Origin of the sequence: Bacteroides sp. B1-V-101 (assembly GCF_023656585.1) — a bacterium.
In the GTDB taxonomy this organism is placed as follows: domain Bacteria; phylum Bacteroidota; class Bacteroidia; order Bacteroidales; family Bacteroidaceae; genus Bacteroides; species Bacteroides thetaiotaomicron.
On record NZ_JAMOKH010000006.1, the window covers coordinates 12,693 to 31,844 of the forward strand.

The 19,152-nt window shown below is 42.2% G+C and carries 11 protein-coding genes; 2 read left to right on the forward strand and 9 right to left on the reverse strand.

The genetic code is table 11. From position 1 onward, the window contains the following. Positions 1–7 precede the first annotated feature (7 nt). The 8 genes from NBH01_RS06635 to NBH01_RS06670 all read right to left on the reverse strand — a co-directional run bounded on the left by NBH01_RS06635 (position 8) and on the right by NBH01_RS06670 (position 16,031). Positions 8–3,382, reverse strand: a complete 3,375-nt coding sequence (locus NBH01_RS06635) for a glycoside hydrolase family 2 TIM barrel-domain containing protein (RefSeq protein ID WP_250700048.1) — start codon at positions 3,380–3,382, stop codon at positions 8–10. A gap of 23 nt (positions 3,383–3,405) precedes the next feature. After that, positions 3,406–4,296, reverse strand: a complete 891-nt coding sequence (locus NBH01_RS06640; protein ID WP_011109173.1) for a YitT family protein — start codon at positions 4,294–4,296, stop codon at positions 3,406–3,408. 108 nt (positions 4,297–4,404) lie between these two features. Next, on the reverse strand, positions 4,405–5,808 hold the full coding sequence (locus tag NBH01_RS06645; protein ID WP_048694251.1) for a Gfo/Idh/MocA family protein: 1,404 nt from the start codon (positions 5,806–5,808) through the stop codon (positions 4,405–4,407). A gap of 233 nt (positions 5,809–6,041) precedes the next feature. Beyond that, complete coding sequence (locus NBH01_RS06650; protein ID WP_234140741.1) at positions 6,042–8,615, reverse strand: M60 family metallopeptidase; 2,574 nt, start codon at positions 8,613–8,615, stop codon at positions 6,042–6,044. 82 nt (positions 8,616–8,697) lie between these two features. Continuing rightward, positions 8,698–9,990 carry a BT_3987 domain-containing protein gene (locus NBH01_RS06655; protein WP_250700049.1) on the reverse strand — a complete coding sequence of 431 codons (1,293 nt, stop codon included), beginning with the start codon at positions 9,988–9,990 and terminating at the stop codon, positions 8,698–8,700. A gap of 36 nt (positions 9,991–10,026) precedes the next feature. Beyond that, a complete protein-coding gene (locus NBH01_RS06660) occupies positions 10,027–11,967 on the reverse strand; it encodes a RagB/SusD family nutrient uptake outer membrane protein (RefSeq protein ID WP_250700050.1) in 1,941 nt (646 codons plus the stop codon). Positions 11,968–11,973: 6 nt separating this feature from the next. Then, on the reverse strand, positions 11,974–15,327 hold the full coding sequence (locus NBH01_RS06665) for a TonB-dependent receptor (RefSeq protein ID WP_008759924.1): 3,354 nt from the start codon (positions 15,325–15,327) through the stop codon (positions 11,974–11,976). Between the two features lie 50 nt (positions 15,328–15,377). Beyond that, positions 15,378–16,031 (reverse strand): FecR family protein, encoded by a 654-nt coding sequence (locus tag NBH01_RS06670; RefSeq protein ID WP_048694264.1) that lies wholly within the window; start codon positions 16,029–16,031, stop codon positions 15,378–15,380. A 266-nt stretch (positions 16,032–16,297) separates the two neighbouring features. On the opposite strand from NBH01_RS06670, the gene NBH01_RS06675 reads away from it, so the two are divergent. Continuing rightward, complete coding sequence (locus tag NBH01_RS06675; protein ID WP_048694267.1) at positions 16,298–16,531, forward strand: hypothetical protein; 234 nt, start codon at positions 16,298–16,300, stop codon at positions 16,529–16,531. A 129-nt stretch (positions 16,532–16,660) separates the two neighbouring features. Then, entirely contained in the window at positions 16,661–17,206 is a 546-nt protein-coding gene (locus NBH01_RS06680; protein ID WP_048694270.1) for an RNA polymerase sigma-70 factor, read from the forward strand. A 64-nt stretch (positions 17,207–17,270) separates the two neighbouring features. On the opposite strand, the gene NBH01_RS06685 is transcribed toward NBH01_RS06680, so the two are convergent. Continuing rightward, positions 17,271–19,118, reverse strand: a complete 1,848-nt coding sequence (locus tag NBH01_RS06685) for a right-handed parallel beta-helix repeat-containing protein (RefSeq protein ID WP_048694274.1) — start codon at positions 19,116–19,118, stop codon at positions 17,271–17,273. Positions 19,119–19,152 lie beyond the last annotated feature (34 nt).

The following is a 19,152-nucleotide window of genomic DNA, read 5'->3' on the forward strand; positions in this document are numbered from 1 at the left end:
ACTAAGGTTATCGATAATCATATTTGGTGGCTTCGGTAGCCTGACTGCCGGAACGGACCGGTACCAGAGTGAACCCCCAGTTGTATTCGCGGTTGGCGGGAATCTGGTGGAAAGGTTCGGGACGTGCCCCCCAACTGTCATAACCGCCTACTCCCTGTTGCTTCATGTCGACACAAACTTCGACGAAGTCTCTTGGAGTGATGTCGTTGACGTGATGCATCCGGCGCAATACATTGCGGGCGGCCTTCTCGTCGTGGTTGGTAGCTTCTTCCGGGCTGAAGTTATTCCATTGGTAGGGGTGGGGTAGCGCTTCTTCCGAGTCGAAGTCCTCGACGGAATTGCGCAGTGCGTTGAAACCGATCAGGCTGTCGGCAACGATGACAAGGCCGTTTCCTTTATCGGGAGACAGGTTAAGCCAGCGCGTATCCGTGTGATGTCCGTTCTCCTGAGGACGTACGTAGTTGAAGTACATCTTATCGGCGGTTGTCTGATAGACGCCTACCATGGTTCCGTGATTGCGGTCGATGTAGTTTTCTTCCGGACCACGCCCGAAATACTGTACATTGTTCATCTGCGCCGGCAGACGGAAACGTACACCGATGCGGGGGACTTCCAGCTTGGAAGCGGCTTTGCGGGCTGCATCACTTCCGGGAGTGAAGGTAGCCATGCGGGTAGCTTCGGAGACTTCTGTTTCGGCAGCCTGCATATCGGTAGAAGTAAATTTGGCATTTACATGAACGATTCCGCTTGGGTATATCTTATAGGTGACAACATACAGATTGCCGGCTGCCAGCAGATAAGTTGCCTGCAACAGGACGGCTTTGTCTTCTGTGCTTACCTTCGTGTCTGTCACGTGGAAGTCTTTGCTGGACTTTTTCCATACGTGGAGGCGTTTGGGAGCACCGTTTCCGTAATCATTGTCATTAGGTGCCCGCCAGAAGTTGGGCTGGATGCCGAATCCGTCTTTGAAGTATTCGGTTCCATCCACTTTGTATGAGGTAACCAGACCGCTCTTCTTGTTGAATACAAAATTTACTTTTGAAGAAGAAACAGTCAGTTCGTCTCCTTGTGTTTGAGTTTGCAATGCGGGGCCGTTGGCTTTGTACGTATTCCTTTCGGCTTCGACGGGCAGACGGAACTGGTCATATGCAATCTCGTATCCGGCGGGAATCAGCGGTTCCGGTTCTACGGCTATCACGCTGAAGTTTACGAAATATTCTGTTCCCGGACGGGCTTTCAGACCACTTACCGGTACGGTGAATTCTTTTGAAGCCTGCGGAGCGATGTCCAGTGATACCTTTCCGCTTTTGACGGTTTTTCCGTTGGCCAGTACGCTGTAATGTATCTGATACTTTTTCAGATTGGTGAAGTAGAAACGGTTCGTGATGTTGAACTTGCCCGAGGCTGCGTCAATCGCATCGAAGCCGACATTCTGATGCACGTATTTCACTTCTGCCATTGCCGGATGCGGGCCCCGGTCGGGATTGACAAGACCGTTGCAGAGGAAATTACCGTCGCTGGGTGCATTTACTCCGAAGTCACCTCCGTAAGCCCAGTATTCTCTTCCGTTCTTGTCTTTCTGGAGCAGCCCCTGATCTACCCAGTCCCAGATATATCCTCCCTGAAGGTTCGGATATTTATAGATAGCCTGCCATTGTCCCCAGAGATTTCCGGTAGAGTTGCCCATTGCGTGTGCATATTCTGACGGGGCAATGGGACGGTCGCTGCCGTTCTTGCCGATATCTTCCAGCCAGCCGGCACCCGGATACTGGGGTACGTACATATCGGTGTTCCATTCCCATTGTGCACGTTCATAGTTGACGGGACGTTGCATGATGTTCTTGTCAGCTTCTTTCAACCAAAGATAAGTCTGGTAGAAGTTGTATCCGTTTCCGGCTTCATTTCCTAACGACCAGAAAGTTACGCTGGGGTAGTTTTTGTTGCGTTCGAACATATTGATCGTGCGATCCATGTGTGGTTTCAGCCATTCGGGGTTGTTACCTAATGATCCGCCTTTGCGGAGATCGTAGTACATACCGTGGCTTTCGATATTGGCTTCATCGTACACGTAAAGTCCGTATTCGTCGCAAAGTTCATAGAAACGGCGGTCCTGCGGATAATGGCAGAGACGTACGCTGTTCAGATTATGCTGTTTCATCAGTTCAAAGTCACGACGCATCAGTTCTTCGGTGACGTAATGTCCGGTTTCCGGATTATGTTCGTGGATATTGACTCCTTTCAGTTTCAGCGGTTGTCCGTTGATAAACAGGCATACATAAGGTTTTCCGTTAGCGGCTTTCTGATCGATTGGTTTGATCTCGATGCGGCGGAATCCTACGTTGAAAGGAATAATCTCATTGATTTTACCCTCTTCTTTGACAGTCATCACCAACTTGTAAAGGTTCGGGTGTTCCGATGTCCATGTGTGTACATCAGTCAGATTCTTGTCAAAAGAAAGGGTACGTGTTTCGTTGACAGGGACATAAGTTGTCTTCTCTTCAGTAGCAACTACTTTTCCTTGAGCATCGAGCAGTTCATATGCCAGCGTCAGATTGGTTGCAGCCGGACGATGATTGCGCAGGTCGACGTTCAAGGCGAATACTCCGTTCTTGTAACTGTCATCCAGTGTCGATGTGATGCGGAAATCTTTCAGGGCAGCTTTGGGCTGTGAATATAGATAAACATCCCGTTCGATACCGCTGATACGCCAGAAATCCTGACATTCCAGATAAGAACCTGTGCTCCAACGGAAGATTTTCAGTGTAAGTACATTCTTACCCGGTTTCACGTATTTGTTGATCAGGAATTCTGCAGGGTTCTTGGAATCTTCGCTGTATCCTACTTCCTGTCCGTTGATGTATACATATACACCTGATTTCGCTCCGGCGAGGTGGAGGTAGATATCCCGTTCTTTCCAATCAGCGGGAATATCGATGTCCCGACGGTAGACTCCCACGGGATTGGCTTCCGGAAGGGTGGGAGGCTGCGGGTTACGGGGCTTGAACTCATAACCGTGGTTGGTGTAGATAGCCACTCCATACCCTTGTACTTCCCAGTTGCCCGGAACTTTGATGTCATTCCAGGAGTCCGTGCTTACGGAAGGGTCGGTGATATTGGCGGGAAGGTCTTTGTAGCTGTCTGCGAAGAAGAACTTCCATGTACCGTTCAGCAACTGATAATAGTTGCTTTTTTCAAACTTCCCGCTAAGTGCATCAGTCCGGTTATCGTACGTCATGAAGGAAGTACGCGGATATTCTTTATTGACCGATACAACTTGCACATCCTGCCAGTAAGGCTTGTCGGATGTTTTTTCGGCCATAGCGCCTGTTGTTAACAGAGAGAATATTCCTGCCAGTAATAGGTGATATGATCTGTATTTCATGTTTTTCAATCTTGTTTCTTTTTTTATTTAACTTTGATATGGTCGAAGCCTTCCCCATAAACTCCGATAACGGCACTTTGCGATACAAATGCGTTGGGGTCGATATCTTTAATCAGTCGGAAGATGATGGTAGACTCCCGTTTTTTGGCAAGCACAAACATCATTTTCACTTCTCTGCCTGTGTAGAAGCCGGTTGCATTGATGATCGTCACTCCACGGTGAGGGTATTCGTTGATGTGTCGTCCTATCTCCTCATATTTATTGGATATGATAAAGAACTGGACAGACTGACGTGCGCTGTTCACTACCTGATCGAGGACGAAACTGCAAATGTAAAGTGTTGCAAATCCGTATACCACCTTCTCCCAGTCCTTCAGAACGAAATAACTGGAGGTAATGATGATCATATCGCAGATCAGTATGACTCTTCCCAAGGTTATGTCCCGGTATTTGTTGATGATAGCGGCAATGACGTCCGTACCGCCGGTGCTTCCGTTGGCGCAGAACGCAACTCCGATACCGCCGCCACAGAACGATGCTCCGATGACGCATGCCATGAAAGGCTGGTCGCGAAGAAGGGAAACGCCTGATGCCAGTTGCTGGATAACGGACAGGAAGAAAGTCAGGGTGAATACTCCAAAAATAGTTTTAATACAGAACTTTAATCCCAATAACTTAAGCGCAAGCAACAATAAGAAAAAGTTAATGCTGAAATATGTATACTGTACCGGGAATCCCGTTGCCCAATATACAATAGATGCGATACCCGGCACTCCGCCCGTCGTAATGTCGTTGGGGAGTAGGAAAACGGTCCATCCGATGCCATAAAGTATCATACCTACGGCGATCATCACATAATCTTTGGCTTCCCGAAGGATAGTCTGTCTAGAGGGTTTTAAAATATCTGCTTTCATATAGGTGATTATAATAATCAGTAAAGTGCCGAACATGAACTTACGGATAACCTGACTTTTTCCCAGTCTGGCTATCCGTAAGTTTATATATTAATAAGGTATAATGGCTTATTCGGCAAAAGCATGTCTGTAACCTTGCACTTTGTTCCATCCGCCACGGGTGAAATCAGGAACTTCTACCGGAGCAGAACCGTTTTCGATGGAGAGTCTGGTCAGTTCGGCCATACAACACCATTCTGCGAGGTCGTAAACGTCCATGTCCAGTGGCAAACCATTGCGCAGACAGTATACTAGACGATAGTCCATGATATAATCCATACCGCCGTGTCCACCTACTTTCTTGGCAGTTTCTTCCAGTTCTTTGTGGATAGGATCTTTGTATTTAGCCATCAATGCTTTTTTTACATCTTCAGATACAGAACCGTGTGCGTTCAGCTTTTCGTGATTTGGCACATCATTAGAGTCTACTTGTGTAGGTCTCAGACAGTATTCCTCAATCGGATATTTGCTGGCATAGCCATCAGCTCCAACTACTTGGTACATACGGCTGTAAGGACGGGGAGTCATTACATTGTGCTGTATCAGCATTGTTTTACCGTTCTCCGTACGGATGAGGGTTGTGGTCTGGTCTCCGTTCTGGAAGTCTTTTACTTCTTTTCCGGTAGACTTTTTAATGTATGCCGGACCGTTCACAGCTTTGGTGTCCATAGCTACGAGAGTTTTCATACGGTCGCCACGGTGAATATTGAGTACTTGGCAAGCCGGGCCCATACCATGAGTTGCATATACATCACCACGATGTTTTTGATTGTAATCCATACGCCAGTTGTTCCAGTAATACGGCCAGAAGTCTTCCAGATTGTGTATATAAGCACCTTCTACGTGAAGTACCTCACCGAATACACCTTGTTGTGCCATATTGAGTGAAGTCAGTTCAAAGAAGTCATATACGCAGTTTTCCAGTTGCATACAGTGTTTGCGAGTCTTTTCGGAAGTGTTGATTAGCTTCCAGATTTCATCCAGTGTCATAGCGGCAGGTACTTCGATGGCTACATGTTTGCCATGTTCCATAGCGTATACACCCATGTCTGCATGGTGTTTCCAGTCTGTAGCTATGTATACCACGTCGATATCGTCACGTTCGCAGAGCTTTTTCCATGCTTTCTCGTCTCCTGTGTAGGAAGCTGCTTTCGGCAGACCGGCTTTCTCCAGTATCTTTTGAGCATTTTCAACACGTTCGGGGAGAAGATCGCATAAAGCTACAATCTGAGTTCCCGGAATATGTGTCCAGCGTTCAACTGCACCGGGACCGCGCATTCCCAATCCGATAAAGCCTACACGGACCGTTTCAAGTTTAGGAGTAACGAGTTGGATTACATCTTGCTGATTTGCCGGACGGGCCGGAGTTTCTACTTTTATAGGAGAGAATTTTCCTTTTGTCTTTTGAGCAAAACTGGTCTGGCAGGTCAACAATGCAAGACCGACGAGTGTGCTAAGTAGTAGTTTCTTCATCTTTCTTTTAATTTTTAATTGGGGGTTATTAATTGGTTTTTCATTTCGGTGTCAAAAATACTAATTAATTAATCAATCCAGTGTAATTATTGTAGATATTTTCATTGCCCGTCTATATTTTTGGTAGAAAAAGAGTCGCACTATTCGCTATGTTATAATGATATTTTCGGCATCGCCCGAACAGTGAGCGATGCCGTTTCTACATCTGTAATGTGTGTTAAGTTAAATTATTCTTATAACAGAATACGTTTTCCGTCAGCTTGTACGGCATATAATTTGGCATTCACCATCAATATAGATGAAGGAATCTCGAAAGTCGTGAAGGTAGAAAAATAAAGTAATTTTCCATTTTCATCATTCTCTCTGAGTTCAAAAGCCACAGCTTCATCTCCGTTTTGGATGGAGACCTTGCGTCCTGCCAGCTCTGCCTTGATAGCTTTGGTTATCTTCTGATTTTCTTTGAATTGAGTGTAATATCCGACATCTCCAACTGCCGAATAGCGGTAGTCGTTCTGTGGAAACTCACTTTTCTTTCTGTCTTCAATGTATTGGAAAGCATGTTTCGGGGCAGGGAATTGTGCCATGTATTCTTTTGCTTCCCGAATCATCGCATCACTTACATAGTATTTGTATGTTCCATACTGTTCGATAGTCGTATTGACAGGTTCGAAGAATCCCCACATCTCGAAAAAGTCTGTCAGGTTCTGATTGGCGGCTTTACTTGCCATTTTGGCAAATTCAAGTTGCTTTTTCCCGGGATCTTCACCTTCGGTCATATTCACTTCACGCATCAGTTTGAAAAGTGTCTGCCAGAAATCAGTTTTATATTCGCATCGATGATAGTAAATCCATAATTGCCAGTTCATTCTCATATGCGTTTCTGTGTCTTCGTTCTGGTGGGTTGCGTCTCCCATATTATACCAAGCCTGCCCGTTGGCATAACGGGCGGTTGCAACGCTTCCTAACCCGTTACCACGCGATTTGTATTTTCCTAATTTATAGATAATGAAATTAGAGAACAGATTATTAGATGATTCGGTAGAACTGGCCCAGTTAATAGCTGCCTGATGAACATGGCCAATTTCATGAGCTGGTCCCCACGCGTTATCTTCCGCCGCCATTACATTATCTTCCAACAAGATATTGCCTAAGTAGGTATAGACAAATCCGATTTGATAGTCAGAAGCCCACATATAACTTCCTTCCGGTGAGATGGCAAATAAATGGTTGTTGACTTGTGATGGGCGTACATCGTCAATTCCCATTAATTCTTGTTGCCAGCCGACAATGTTATCCCATAGATGGATGGCTGAGAGGATGTTGTTGGGTACATATTCCAATAATTTGTTGCGGTGGAAATAGAACATGATCTTTTCACCGCGTATGCAGAAGTATTTGTGTGTTGATTTTTTCAATAATTCAGCGTATTTTTCGTCTGTCTTATGTTCTTTCAGGTCGAAGAAACCGTTCACTGTGCCACTTCCGAGTGGTATGTGAATTTTGATGGGTTTTGCTGTATTTGAAGTCAGTTCGGTGTTGTACATGACAAACAATTGTCCTTCTCCTTTCATAGTCAGTTTGTTGACTCCGGGATTTAGCATATAGACATCGCCTGAAGAAGCTGTTTGCTTGTATTCTGTTCCTGTTTCCCAAATACACTGCATTGAAATATTCTGTCCGTATGTGTCACCAACCAATACGATGATATCGTCTCCTGCCTTGACGGATATACCAGTCGGATTGTCGAGATCACTATATTTCTTAGTCATTAATTTATCCGCCCATTCGGCAATATTACTGTATGGTTCATAGCTGCGAATGCGAAATTCTTTTTCCCATTTGTCGTATGTATTGTCACGAACCGCTTCTGCTATTCTGACGAAATAGTCTGGCAGAGCTTGTATCTGTTCGTTGGTGACGTTGTTTTTTATTTCCGTACAAGTTATGTCGGTGAATACGGTAAGAAGTTGTTTATCCAGTGTTTTATCCGTATTTGTTTTGTAAAATTCCATTTCATCACAGCTTACAAAATCACCCAGACCGCTTAATACTTCGAATTTGATTCCGGTCGCTTTTATGCCTTCTGAAAATGAAACTTTGGAAGGAGCATTCTGCTCTTTAAAGTCATATTCTCCCTGTAATGTATAATCTGATCGGTCAGGATTGGTTGTTGTATATACTTTGACCTTTCCGAAGTTTCCATTACCGGATCGTGTATAATAAATTAAGTAGTCTATTTCCGTATCTCCTTTAAAATAGTATTCCAGCGTGACAGGGAATTTGGCGGATTGTCCCCACGGAGTGTGGAAAGGGGCAGCTCCATCAGTTGAAAATTTGCCATCATATGTATTTTCAATATCCTGTCCCTCCTGATGCTCACTCGCTTTGCCTCCGGTTGGTGTAACCTTGATGTCACCCTCAACAATTACTTCGCCTTTGGCATATTGATTAACGGTGATAGTATAGGTAGCAGTAGTTGATGTTACTTTTATATTGGCTGTTCTTTTGGTTTCGCCTGTATTTTCATTCACTGTGATTTTCAGGAAAGTTCCTTCTGCTGCTGTCTTTTGTTTTGAGCATTGTAGCCAGTTTGCTTCATAAGAGACACTCCATTGAGCTAACTCCATAGATGTGTTAATTGGAATCTGGACAGATGTACTTGATTTATCCAGATTTTGTGTCAGATATTCCTCACTGATACTGAAGGAGCTATTTATAATCGATTTTTCGCTATCCTTGCATGCCAGTGAAACTGTGAATAGAGTAAAAAGGGCTAATAGGTTAGTAATGAATCTTTTTATTGTCATTTTTTTGCTGTATTAGTTTTTAAGATAGATGAGGTATAAAAGGGTGAGTCAAAAGTCTGACTCACCCTTTGTCTCTCATTTATTATTCGGACAGTATGAACAGACTAAATTCGCTCCATACAAAGAAGGAACCACCGGTCCAGTTGCTTTCACATTCGAAGCGTAAGGTGTTGGCAGCATTGTCTATTGAAACATCGGGAGAAACATAAACCCCTGCAGCACCTGACGGGAGACCATCTTCATCCCACGCAAAACGCTTGTAAAGTTGTAAATTGCTCTCATTCGTTCCTGTATATAAGTTGAACCATGCCAAAGCGGCATTTCCGTTATTTGATCTGTTTGTATAGGTGAAACGGAATGTCTTAGTTGATACGGGCAATTTTACTTGAACATAATGCTTGCCGACAACCGATACGCTCCACGCGCTGTGGAAGTAGGTACCTACGTCTCCATCCAATAAATTAGCTAAGGAACCCTCTGACGGTTCTATTGCATTACTGGAAAGCATGTCCGCTGTCAGACTGTATTTTTCAACAGATGCAACAAGTATAAATGGATTCGTGTCGAATTCGAAACCGTCTTTTCCATTAATTTCCAGAATCTTTATACCCACATTTCCGGAGGTCTTCGTAAACTTAGGGATATTAACCTGAACAGAAGATGTGTTTCCAGGCTCAAATGAGATGATATCCGAAACTAACGTTGCTCCTTCTAAGGTAGTAGTAGTTTCATCAATTGCTACTTTACAGGTGAAATTCCATTGGTTTTCGACTTGCAATCCTAAATCAAGAGCAATGGTGCCTCCACTTTGGGGCAGATATTTAGTCACGGTTCCTGAACTGGATTCAGTGACTGAAAGAGATGGAGTAATAATCTCCGGTTTCAGAACTAATGTGTTTTTATCCGCCAGGATGGAATCGGATGTACTGGTCAGCATGATTGGAAGAACACACGTTTGTCCCTCTTCAAGAGTCTGCTCAAAGATTTCTATCTCGTTGGTATTCAGCTGTAAATTGATGATCTTATAGGTTTCAGCAGAAGAATAATCGAGTTCTTCTATGTTGAACGAATAACAATTGGCAGGCATTGCCACATAGTCCAAACCTCTCTCGGAGATATACTTCTCAAAATTGACTGCATCCATTGCACCGATATGGGCAGAAGCTGTCAATGTGGGTTGACTTCCGGATTTAATGACCGTTATTGAATAGTTAGTAGCCTCTCCTGTTTTATAAAGATCTACGGCTTGCTCACCGGTGGTCTGCAGTGATAGTATTTTCTCATATTCCTGCGGATAGGTATCGTCATAATTGTCGCAGGAAGTATTCATCAGAATCATCCCGCACAAACACAATGCTATTGATATATGTTTCATATATATTCTATATTGTTATGAATGAATAAAAAATAATTAATATCCGGGTGCTTGTACCATTTGCGGATTTTTGTATACTTCGTTGTAGAATACCGGATTCAGGTACATGCGGTTTTCCCACACATAAGGTGCATCAACTGTAGTTCGTTTATTAAATTCTTCGAATGTGGGACTTTGAACTTCTGCATTCAATCCTTCCCGTTTGTTTGCTCCAAAGTACTTGGCTCCTTCTGCCCAACGGCGGACATCGAAGAAGCGGTGACCTTCGTTCCATAATTCAACAAAACGTTCATTGTGTACCCAGTCTTTTATTGTCATATTATTTGTGACATCAGCCAATGTTAATTTAGGGATTCCGGCACGTTCACGAACAGGATTTAGTGCATCAATGGCTTCCTGCGTATTTCCTAATGCTGCATGGCATTCTGCTACGTTTAGGTAGAGTTCGGCCAGGCGGAATAAGATAGTAGGTGCGCTTGTTCCGCTTGTAGAACCGCCGGCTGTATAGAATTCAGTTACCGGATCAACAAACTTTTGTGTCAGGAACCCTGTGACACTATGGTCACGATTGAATAGAGACGGATTGTAACCGTGCATTTCCGAATTCCTCATTTCCAGTTTCAGGGGAGAACCGGCCGCAAATTTAGTTCCGTAGTCACCACCGTCAAAAGCCATCCATGCATAGAAACGAGGTTCACGACCCACATTCAGTTTGATAATGTCTTCCCGTGAAGAGATACCTGCTGACTCAAACCATTCAGAGGAAGGAGTAAAGTCAAGGTCTTTTTCAGGTAGTTTCCCGTTAGCTGTATAGAAATGTTCGAACGTATATAATGTAGGAGATACACCACTATAACCAGCATGCCATGTTCCATCCGATTTCTTCAGAATACGAAGCGGATAACGGGAATAAAAATCAAACTGATTGGATAATCCCCAGATAATTTCTTTGTTTCCTTCAGATTCACGTGTACTTACGGCATAGCGCATCTTCATTACGTTTTTCAGGAATTCTCTATTATCTTCCACGTCTGCTACTCCGGGAACAAAAGGTAAGTTCAGGGATTGTCGGGAGTAATATTCGTCGTCATCGTAAAGTTCACGGTCACCGGAAGTTGTAGCTAATGTAAGTGCTTCCTGACATGCGGCCAGTGCTCTTTCCCATTTGCTCTTGTCATAAGTATTGCTTACTAAAGCTTTACCGTAACCCGGAGTCTCGAAATTCTCATTCTGCCAGTTAGGATAGGGGAAACTTCCGTTCCATAAAGGAGATGCGGCATAAAGTAGTAAACGGGCTTTTACAGCTTTGGCTATAGTAGATGTGGCGCGTCCCCATTCATTGGTAACGGTGCGGTTGGCAGGAAGTACTTTGGCGGCTTCATCCAGCTGGTTCGCAATCCAGTCTACACAATAGTCAAAGTGAAAACGTCCATTATACTCTGACGTTGGGGTATCCATCGGGATGTACGAGTCTGTAATTGGGATGGGACCATATCTTCTTAAAGTAGCGAAGTGGTAATAAGCTACCAGGAATTGGCATTCGGCTCTCCATTGTTCCTTTTCTGCATCAGATGCAATGTCGCTTCCCGCATTTTCCAACTTTTGCAAAAACAGATAACATTGTCCTATATATTGGTAAGTAGTTCCCCATAGCCAGTCTTGGTTAGTGGATGATGCAGTGTTAAATGCATAGGCGCCCCAATAACCGTCTTTGTTCCATGAATAAGGTAATACATATTCGTCTGTCGTAGAGTTTATTTCCCCCAAATAGGCACTGGGTAAGTCTGTACTGACACCTCCATAACAGGAATAAAGAAATCCTAAAGCTCGGGTAGGGCTTGACATTGCGTCATCGATATTGGGTTGTTCGGGTGGAACAACGTCTAGATAATCACATGAGGTTAAGCCCAATGCAGTGATAATAACTGCTATACTTATATTTTGAAAGATGCGTGTTAGTTTCATATTTTTTCTCATAATAAATTAGAATTGAAGTTGAATTCCGACATTGACAGTCTTTTGCATAGGATAACTGTTCCAAGAAGACAGTTCAGGATCCCAAAGGTCAAACGGACTAAAGGTGAATAGATTGGCTGCGCTGACGAAAATACGTCCATAAGGTATTTTATATCCTACTTCTACATTCTTCAATCGGAGGAAAGAACCATTTCTCAACCAGTAACTACTGTTCACTGTATTGTTGGCAACGTCTGTTGCAAGTAGTCCCAAACGAGGATATTTTGCATCCCAATTCAGTTTTTCTTCTGACCAGTAATTATCGGCTATATATTTTAATACATTTCTGTTACCGACGGCTATTCCTTCTTGGAAAGGGTCAATACCGTTTGTCATGATAGAACGCAGGGCAGAGCCACTGAAGAAGACACCAAAATCAAACTTCTTGTAGTTGACAGTTCCGCCAAATCCGTATTGTAAGCGTGGGGTACTTCCATATTTGGAGATCATCGTCTGGTCATCCGAGTCAATGATACCATCACCGTTAAGGTCACGATATTTAATATCTCCGACCTTGGGTGTAGAACCCAAATTCTGGGCAGGGCTGTTATCTATTTCTTCTTGTGACTTGAATAAGCCTTCTGCTATGTAGCCGGTAATGCGTGAATAAGGTTTTCCGGTTTCTGACTTCCATATAGTCGGATATTCCGGTTCATCCACATAGACCATTTTATTTTTGTTGTAGGTGAAGTTTGCCTGTAGACTGACAGACAAATCTCTGGAGAAGTTATTGGCATAATTAATACTGAATTCCACTCCTTTATTATCCATTTTACCAATATTACTCCAAGGTTTGGCAATATGATAAGCCAGCGATTGTGGCCATGCTTCACGGTTCATGAAGATGTCATAACGCTTGTCGTAGAAATAATCGAAGGTAAATGTCCAGTTTCGGAACAATGTAAAATCAATACCGATATCGAGCTTTTTTACTTTTTCCCATCCCAAACCGGACATGGCGTAGTATGCCATCTGAGGACCTCCTAATTGGTAGTCCATATTTTGTCCGGAAGTCCATTTCAGATAAGACAGGTCGTTGTTTGTAATCTTGTCTATATACAGGTAATAACTTCCGCCGGCTGTTGCCAGATCGTCGCTACCTACAAGACCGTAGGAACCTCTGATTTTGAGATTGTCCACTACATTTTTCATTGGTTCGAAGAAAGCTTCATTGCTTATCACCCATCCTAAAGACACGGCAGGGAAGAATCCGAAACGGTCTTCTTTGGCCAGACGTTCGGTCCCGTTGTAACCGAAGTTAAACTCAAACAGATAGCGTTGTCCGTAATCATAAGTAAGACGTCCGGAAAGGCCTTGATTACGGTTGGGTAACACATCGCTTCTGTATTCGCGTTGTTTGTAGAGTAACATGGCACCTACATTATGCAGACCGAATTGACGGGCATAGTTTAGGTTGAACTGTAATTCAAATGTTTGGTCGGAAGACTTTCCGATAGCCGACTGACTGATATAATCGCTGCCATTCGAATTTAGCAGTTCCAATTCATAATTCGTATTTTCCAGGTCGGTTTCATCGTAGCTTCCGCTTTTTATGCGATAATAATAAGGAGCAATGCTACGATCAAAGTAAGAACTTGACCAGGTTTTGAAATTTACAAAAGCATTAATTTTAAGCCCTTTAGTGATAAAATCCAAATCCTGATCTATCTTGATAACTGTGTTAAGTGTATTTTCGTTCGTTTCGGCAAATGATGTCATCATCCTGGCATAGGGGTTCGTGTATAAGGTACTTCCTGAGATGATGTTGTTGCCGTACATGATACGCCCGTCTTGACTTGGATAAGTAACCGGAAATTCTATGGGGGTAGTAGTCAGAATCTGTTTGAACAAATCCTCGCTTGATACATTCGGGCTTTTTTTCTGACGGATCTGAGCGTTCATATTCATTTTGATTGTCGTCGTCGGCGTCAGTTTATAAGCAATATTATTCTGGAAGGTATAGTTCATTATATTAATATTGTTGTTCCATGAATATGCTTTCCCTGTGTTCAGCAAGCCTGAATCATGGCTGACATCCAAACTCATGTAATATTTAACTTTAGAACCACCACCGGAAATGTTGACGTTGGCACGTTGGCGCATACTCATGTTTTTAAACAATACGTCTTGCCAGTTTACATCGGGGTATAGGTATGGGTTGACTCCGGATGCCGTACGTTCCATGTCTGTAGCACTGTATTTGGGTGTAGCGGAAGAGTTTCTGGCTAATGAAGCTTTATTATACATATCCATATAAGTAGCTCCGTCCACAAATTCCGGGAACTTGTCTAAGTAGTTGAAAGAATTTTCTGCTGTAACGTTGATGGATGTTTTACTATTGTATTCTCCGCCTTTAGTTGTGACGATCATTACACCGTTAGCTCCGCGTGAACCATAGATAGCGGTGGCAGATGCATCTTTAAGGATAGAGAAACTTTCAATATTCTCGGCCGGCACATAATTAAGGTCACCGGATGATATTTCTACATCATCCAGTAAAATCAGAGGAGTTGCTCGTCCACCGAAAGTACCGATACCGCGAATGTAAAATTCGGCACCGGAGCCAGGCTCTCCGGAATTTGTTTTTGCGATGACACCCGCCAACTTTCCGGCAAATGAATTGGATAAAGTAGATGACGGCAGCTTGAGGCTGGCACCTTTTATACTTGTGATAGCTCCTGTTACGCTGACCTTCTTTTGGGTACCGGAACCGACTACGACAACTTCATTCAAGGTATGATCGTCTCCTTCCAGTACAATTTTGATATTCCCTAGATCTTCTACAGGAACTTCGCGAGTTTTATATCCGATGTAAGTTACGACAAGGATCGTCTTATTGTCGGGTATGGAAAGACTAAAATTACCATCAATATCCGAGATTGTACCGGTGTTCTTGTCACCTTTAATCGTGATGTTAGCTCCAATGATGGGGCTATCGTCCACTGCGTCTATAATAGTACCGGTTACAGTACGTTTTTTCTTTTGTTGGGTGTTATTCGTTTTTTGTACGTTAAGAATAACCTCTTTGTTTTTTACGATATAGCTAATACCGCTGTCTTTGAAAACTTCATCCAGAATCTCGTCAATAGGACCATTACAATTAATGTCTTTCCGTTGTTTGTCTTCGAGATCTGCTGCGTTGTAGAAAAACGTGTAGTCGCTGTTTTTTTCTATAAGCTGGATAGCTTGCATAATAGTGATTGATTGCCCCTTGATAGATATGTGTCCCTGAGCTCCAAGAGCGGACAAGGGGTAAAAGAGCAAAACGAGTGCGATATGCTTCAGATATCGCCTCCGGTAACAACTGTGATTTTTTTTCATGATTTAACTTGTTGTGAGGTTAAATATTGGGTTAATTATTAGAAATATGGTTAATTATATATTACTATTTTACTATTCTGTTTTTTGTATGTGAGGTTAAGGCTGAAACAAAGCTTCTCTATTACGTCATCCAATGTTTCATCATAACGGATGCTACCTGTGAATGAAGATTGTTTAGTAAACTTTCCTTCTAGAATTATATTTGATTGGTATATTTGATTTACAATTGAAATGAGCTGGGGTAATGGGGTTTCTTTGAAGTTGTATCTTCCGTCCTTCCAATTGATATCCATTACATTCTCAACTAATGTTTGTGCATTGTTTGGATTATACATTACCTTTTGCGATGGAGACATGATAATTTTCTCTCCTGTAGATTCTACATTAAATTCTATTTTACCATGAAACAGCGTGATTTCATTTTTTTCAGCATTAGTTTGCTTGATTTGAAAACAGGTTCCCTTTACTTCTATAAAAGCTTTATTAATATGTACTTGGAAGAAACTGCCTTCATGTTTATATACTTCAAAAAATGAGTTGCCTTCTAGCCATACTTCTCTTTTTTTGTTAAAGGCTTTTGTGTATTTAATGGAACTACCTGATTCCATCCATACTTTTGTACTGTCCGGTAAAACGTGCATTTGGTTTTGTTGTGCTATCACCATTATAAATTCGTCGTTAATATTATCTCTGACTGAATTCATCCAAAATCCTCCTATTGTTAGTAAAAGAGCGAGTGAAGCTACGGCAAAATACCATCTTAGTTCTGTTAGAACTAAGATAAAAAAATGACTTTTTGAAAAAAAAACTTCTTTTTGGTTAGTGGTTAATTTATTGAATATTAGCTCATTGTGATTTTAATGATAGTTTTTCTATTTTTTTTATCGAAGGGATGTGGGGGTAGACTTAACTCAAGTGTATTTATAATATACGAGTAATAATAAATAGAATAATAACAAAGTAAGATAGGATGGATAAAGATACAAAGATGAGTTTGATTAAAGATTTGCTGGCAGGACGGCTGACTAAAAAGCAGCGGAGAAGCTATGCTGACCTGGAATCAGTGGATAGAGAACTTAAAATACAATGGAATGAATCAGAAAATAAAGCTATAGATTTTAAAATAAAAGAACAGATATGGGAAAGAGTAAAAGCAAGATGTGTAGATAGGAAAAGAAACAAAGTTCTAACAGAACTTAGTTGAATTTAATAATTAGAATAGATTTTGAAGACATTATTAAAGGAAAAAAGGTAACTTTATTATAAATAAAAATCAAAAAAAATGTTGTGGTTAATGGTTATTTCTTTATTTTTGTAACACAATTGAAAAGAGATGGAGGAGACAATAATTCTGGAAAAGGTAAAAGCGGGAGATGCGGCTGCATTTTCTTTGCTGTATGACCTTTATTGGCTGAAGGTTTATAACTTTGCACGACTTTATGTCACTTCATCTTCCGTGATTTCAGAAGTAGTTCAGGATGTTTTTGTGAAAGTTTGGGAGTCCAAAGAGTTTCTTGATATTACCAAGAATTTTGATGGGTTGCTTTTTATGATTACCCGTAATATTATATTCAATTATTCGCGTAGACATTTTAATGAGCTGAATTTTAAAATGACAGTTCTGAAAGGACTTGAAAATTCTTATGATATAGAAGAGGAATTGGATGCTGCTGATTTGAAGAACTATATTGATAAATTGATTTCGCAACTTCCGGCCAGACGGCAGCAGATCTTTAGAATGAGCCGCGAAGAGCATCTATCTAATCGGGAAATCGCGGAACGTTGTGCAGTCAGTGAAAAAGCAATAGAACGGCAGATTACCTTAGCATTGAAGTTCATCAAAGAGAACCTTCCTTTATTTGTTGTATTTATGGGATAAAGACTCAAACGTATTCATGCTCATGCTTGAGCCTGAATACGTTTAATTGCCTATATGGTGTTTTTTATTTTTTCAGTTTAAAGAAAGGGTTCTTGCTAATCTTGACATCCGAAGGTTTCATATTTTCAATTTTAACAGTACGTCCTAATACATCCCCTTCAATCTTATTGTTTGAAATAACCACAGATTTACATGCTTCCAGCGTAATACCTTCTTTACGATAGTGATAAGGCTGGTAAGTCGTATCACGTATGAGTGTATTGGAGGAGAAGGTGAGTCCGTCTACCGACCGTGCGAAGAGAATCGGATAATCAAATAGGTGGAAGGTATTATCCACAATGCGGATATTGCGATGATAGGGGTACTTCTGTTCCGATGTCGGAATTTCCGGATCAATGCTGATCACGGCTTCACAGAACTGATAAATCGAAGAATTGCAAGGATAACGGAAATCATTGTTACGTATCAGCACGTCTCTGACAGCTCCTGACTCGTACCATGCATTTGCGTCTCCGGCAATCAGAATGGCAGAGCCGCTGGATTCGAATACATTGTTCTCAATAATAACCTTGCCGGGAGTAGATACAAGCAGACCACGTGCCCGGCAACTTCCGAAATGGCAGTTGCGTATTTCTGCATCAGGTGTGCAGGTCAGATTCTCTATTACATATCCGGCTTCCACTCCGGCTGGAAGTGGTGCTGATAATTCGATGATAAATTCAGCTTTATTTAGTGCTTCAAATTTATTCATTTTACCAGTAGCTACGGTACGCATGGTTTTATGCTCTATAAATCCGATTGTTTCGTCCGGACGTCCCCATTCCATCCCTTCACTCATGTCCTGCATGAATTTGCATTTGATACGGGTAGGAGAAAGAACTTCCATAATACGGGAACATGTTCCATGGATGTTAATAGGATCATCCATCAATCCTGCCCAACTGCAGTTCTCAATCTTGAGTAATCCGCTGCATCCCATGAAGTGGAAACCGTCGTCATGTCCGCTCAGCACACGTTTCTTGGAAGTGTTAGGGATGATATGTACATCATTGAAAGATATATTCTTGCTATACTGTGACAGAATTCCCAGTCCGCAGGTATGGAATAGTTTTACGTTTTCTAGTTTTGTGTCCATGCTGTGGTAAATGAAGATACCGGCGTGGTCTCTGGTGCTGTGTCGTAACACAAGGACCGTACCCGGCGCAGGGAAGAATTTATCAGCCTCCTTTTTAGGATCGGATAAGCGTATTAATCCAGGTTTTACTTCTGTTGCATCGTATGAGCGCCAGCCTAAGTTGTCACCTGTATTTGGCAGGACGAGATGGGTGTCGGGATCAAACTGCATGATCGCCCAAAGACTGCTTTTCCATCCTTCACCGACAAAAGTCAGTCGTTTGTTTTCTATGATATAAGGATATTGGTGGGAGTCGATTTCGATCTCAAGGTATCCGGAGGTAGATTGAGTGACAATACCTTGCGCAGTTAATGGGATTTCCCAATCGACGGAGAAGTTCTTTAAGGTAATGTTCCGGCAATGATCCAAAGTGAATGGCTGCATCCGGCCATGCATAATAAACTCAGAACCATTACCGTCAATCGTCAGATCATTGATCTGCTCCAATAGCACGGCGAGAATTTTGGGATTAACATCGTAGGTGTTCGTTTCGTGATAATCTTTTTCGATAGCATGTTGTGCCCAGAAGTCATATCTTCCTTTTGGAAAGACAAGTGTGGAACCTGGATATTGCTTGCAAGCATCGATTGCCTTTTGTATAAATGGCACTGCGTTGATACGGCTGTCGGGTTTCAAACCGAAATCGGATACGGAAATAATCTTGCTTGCCGAAATGCTGTTTGCACAAAGTAAAAGTGCAGATAGTAAGCATGTCTTTAATGATAGGAATGTTCTCATGTGTTTTTATAGTTTAATTGGGGTAAATAGGTAA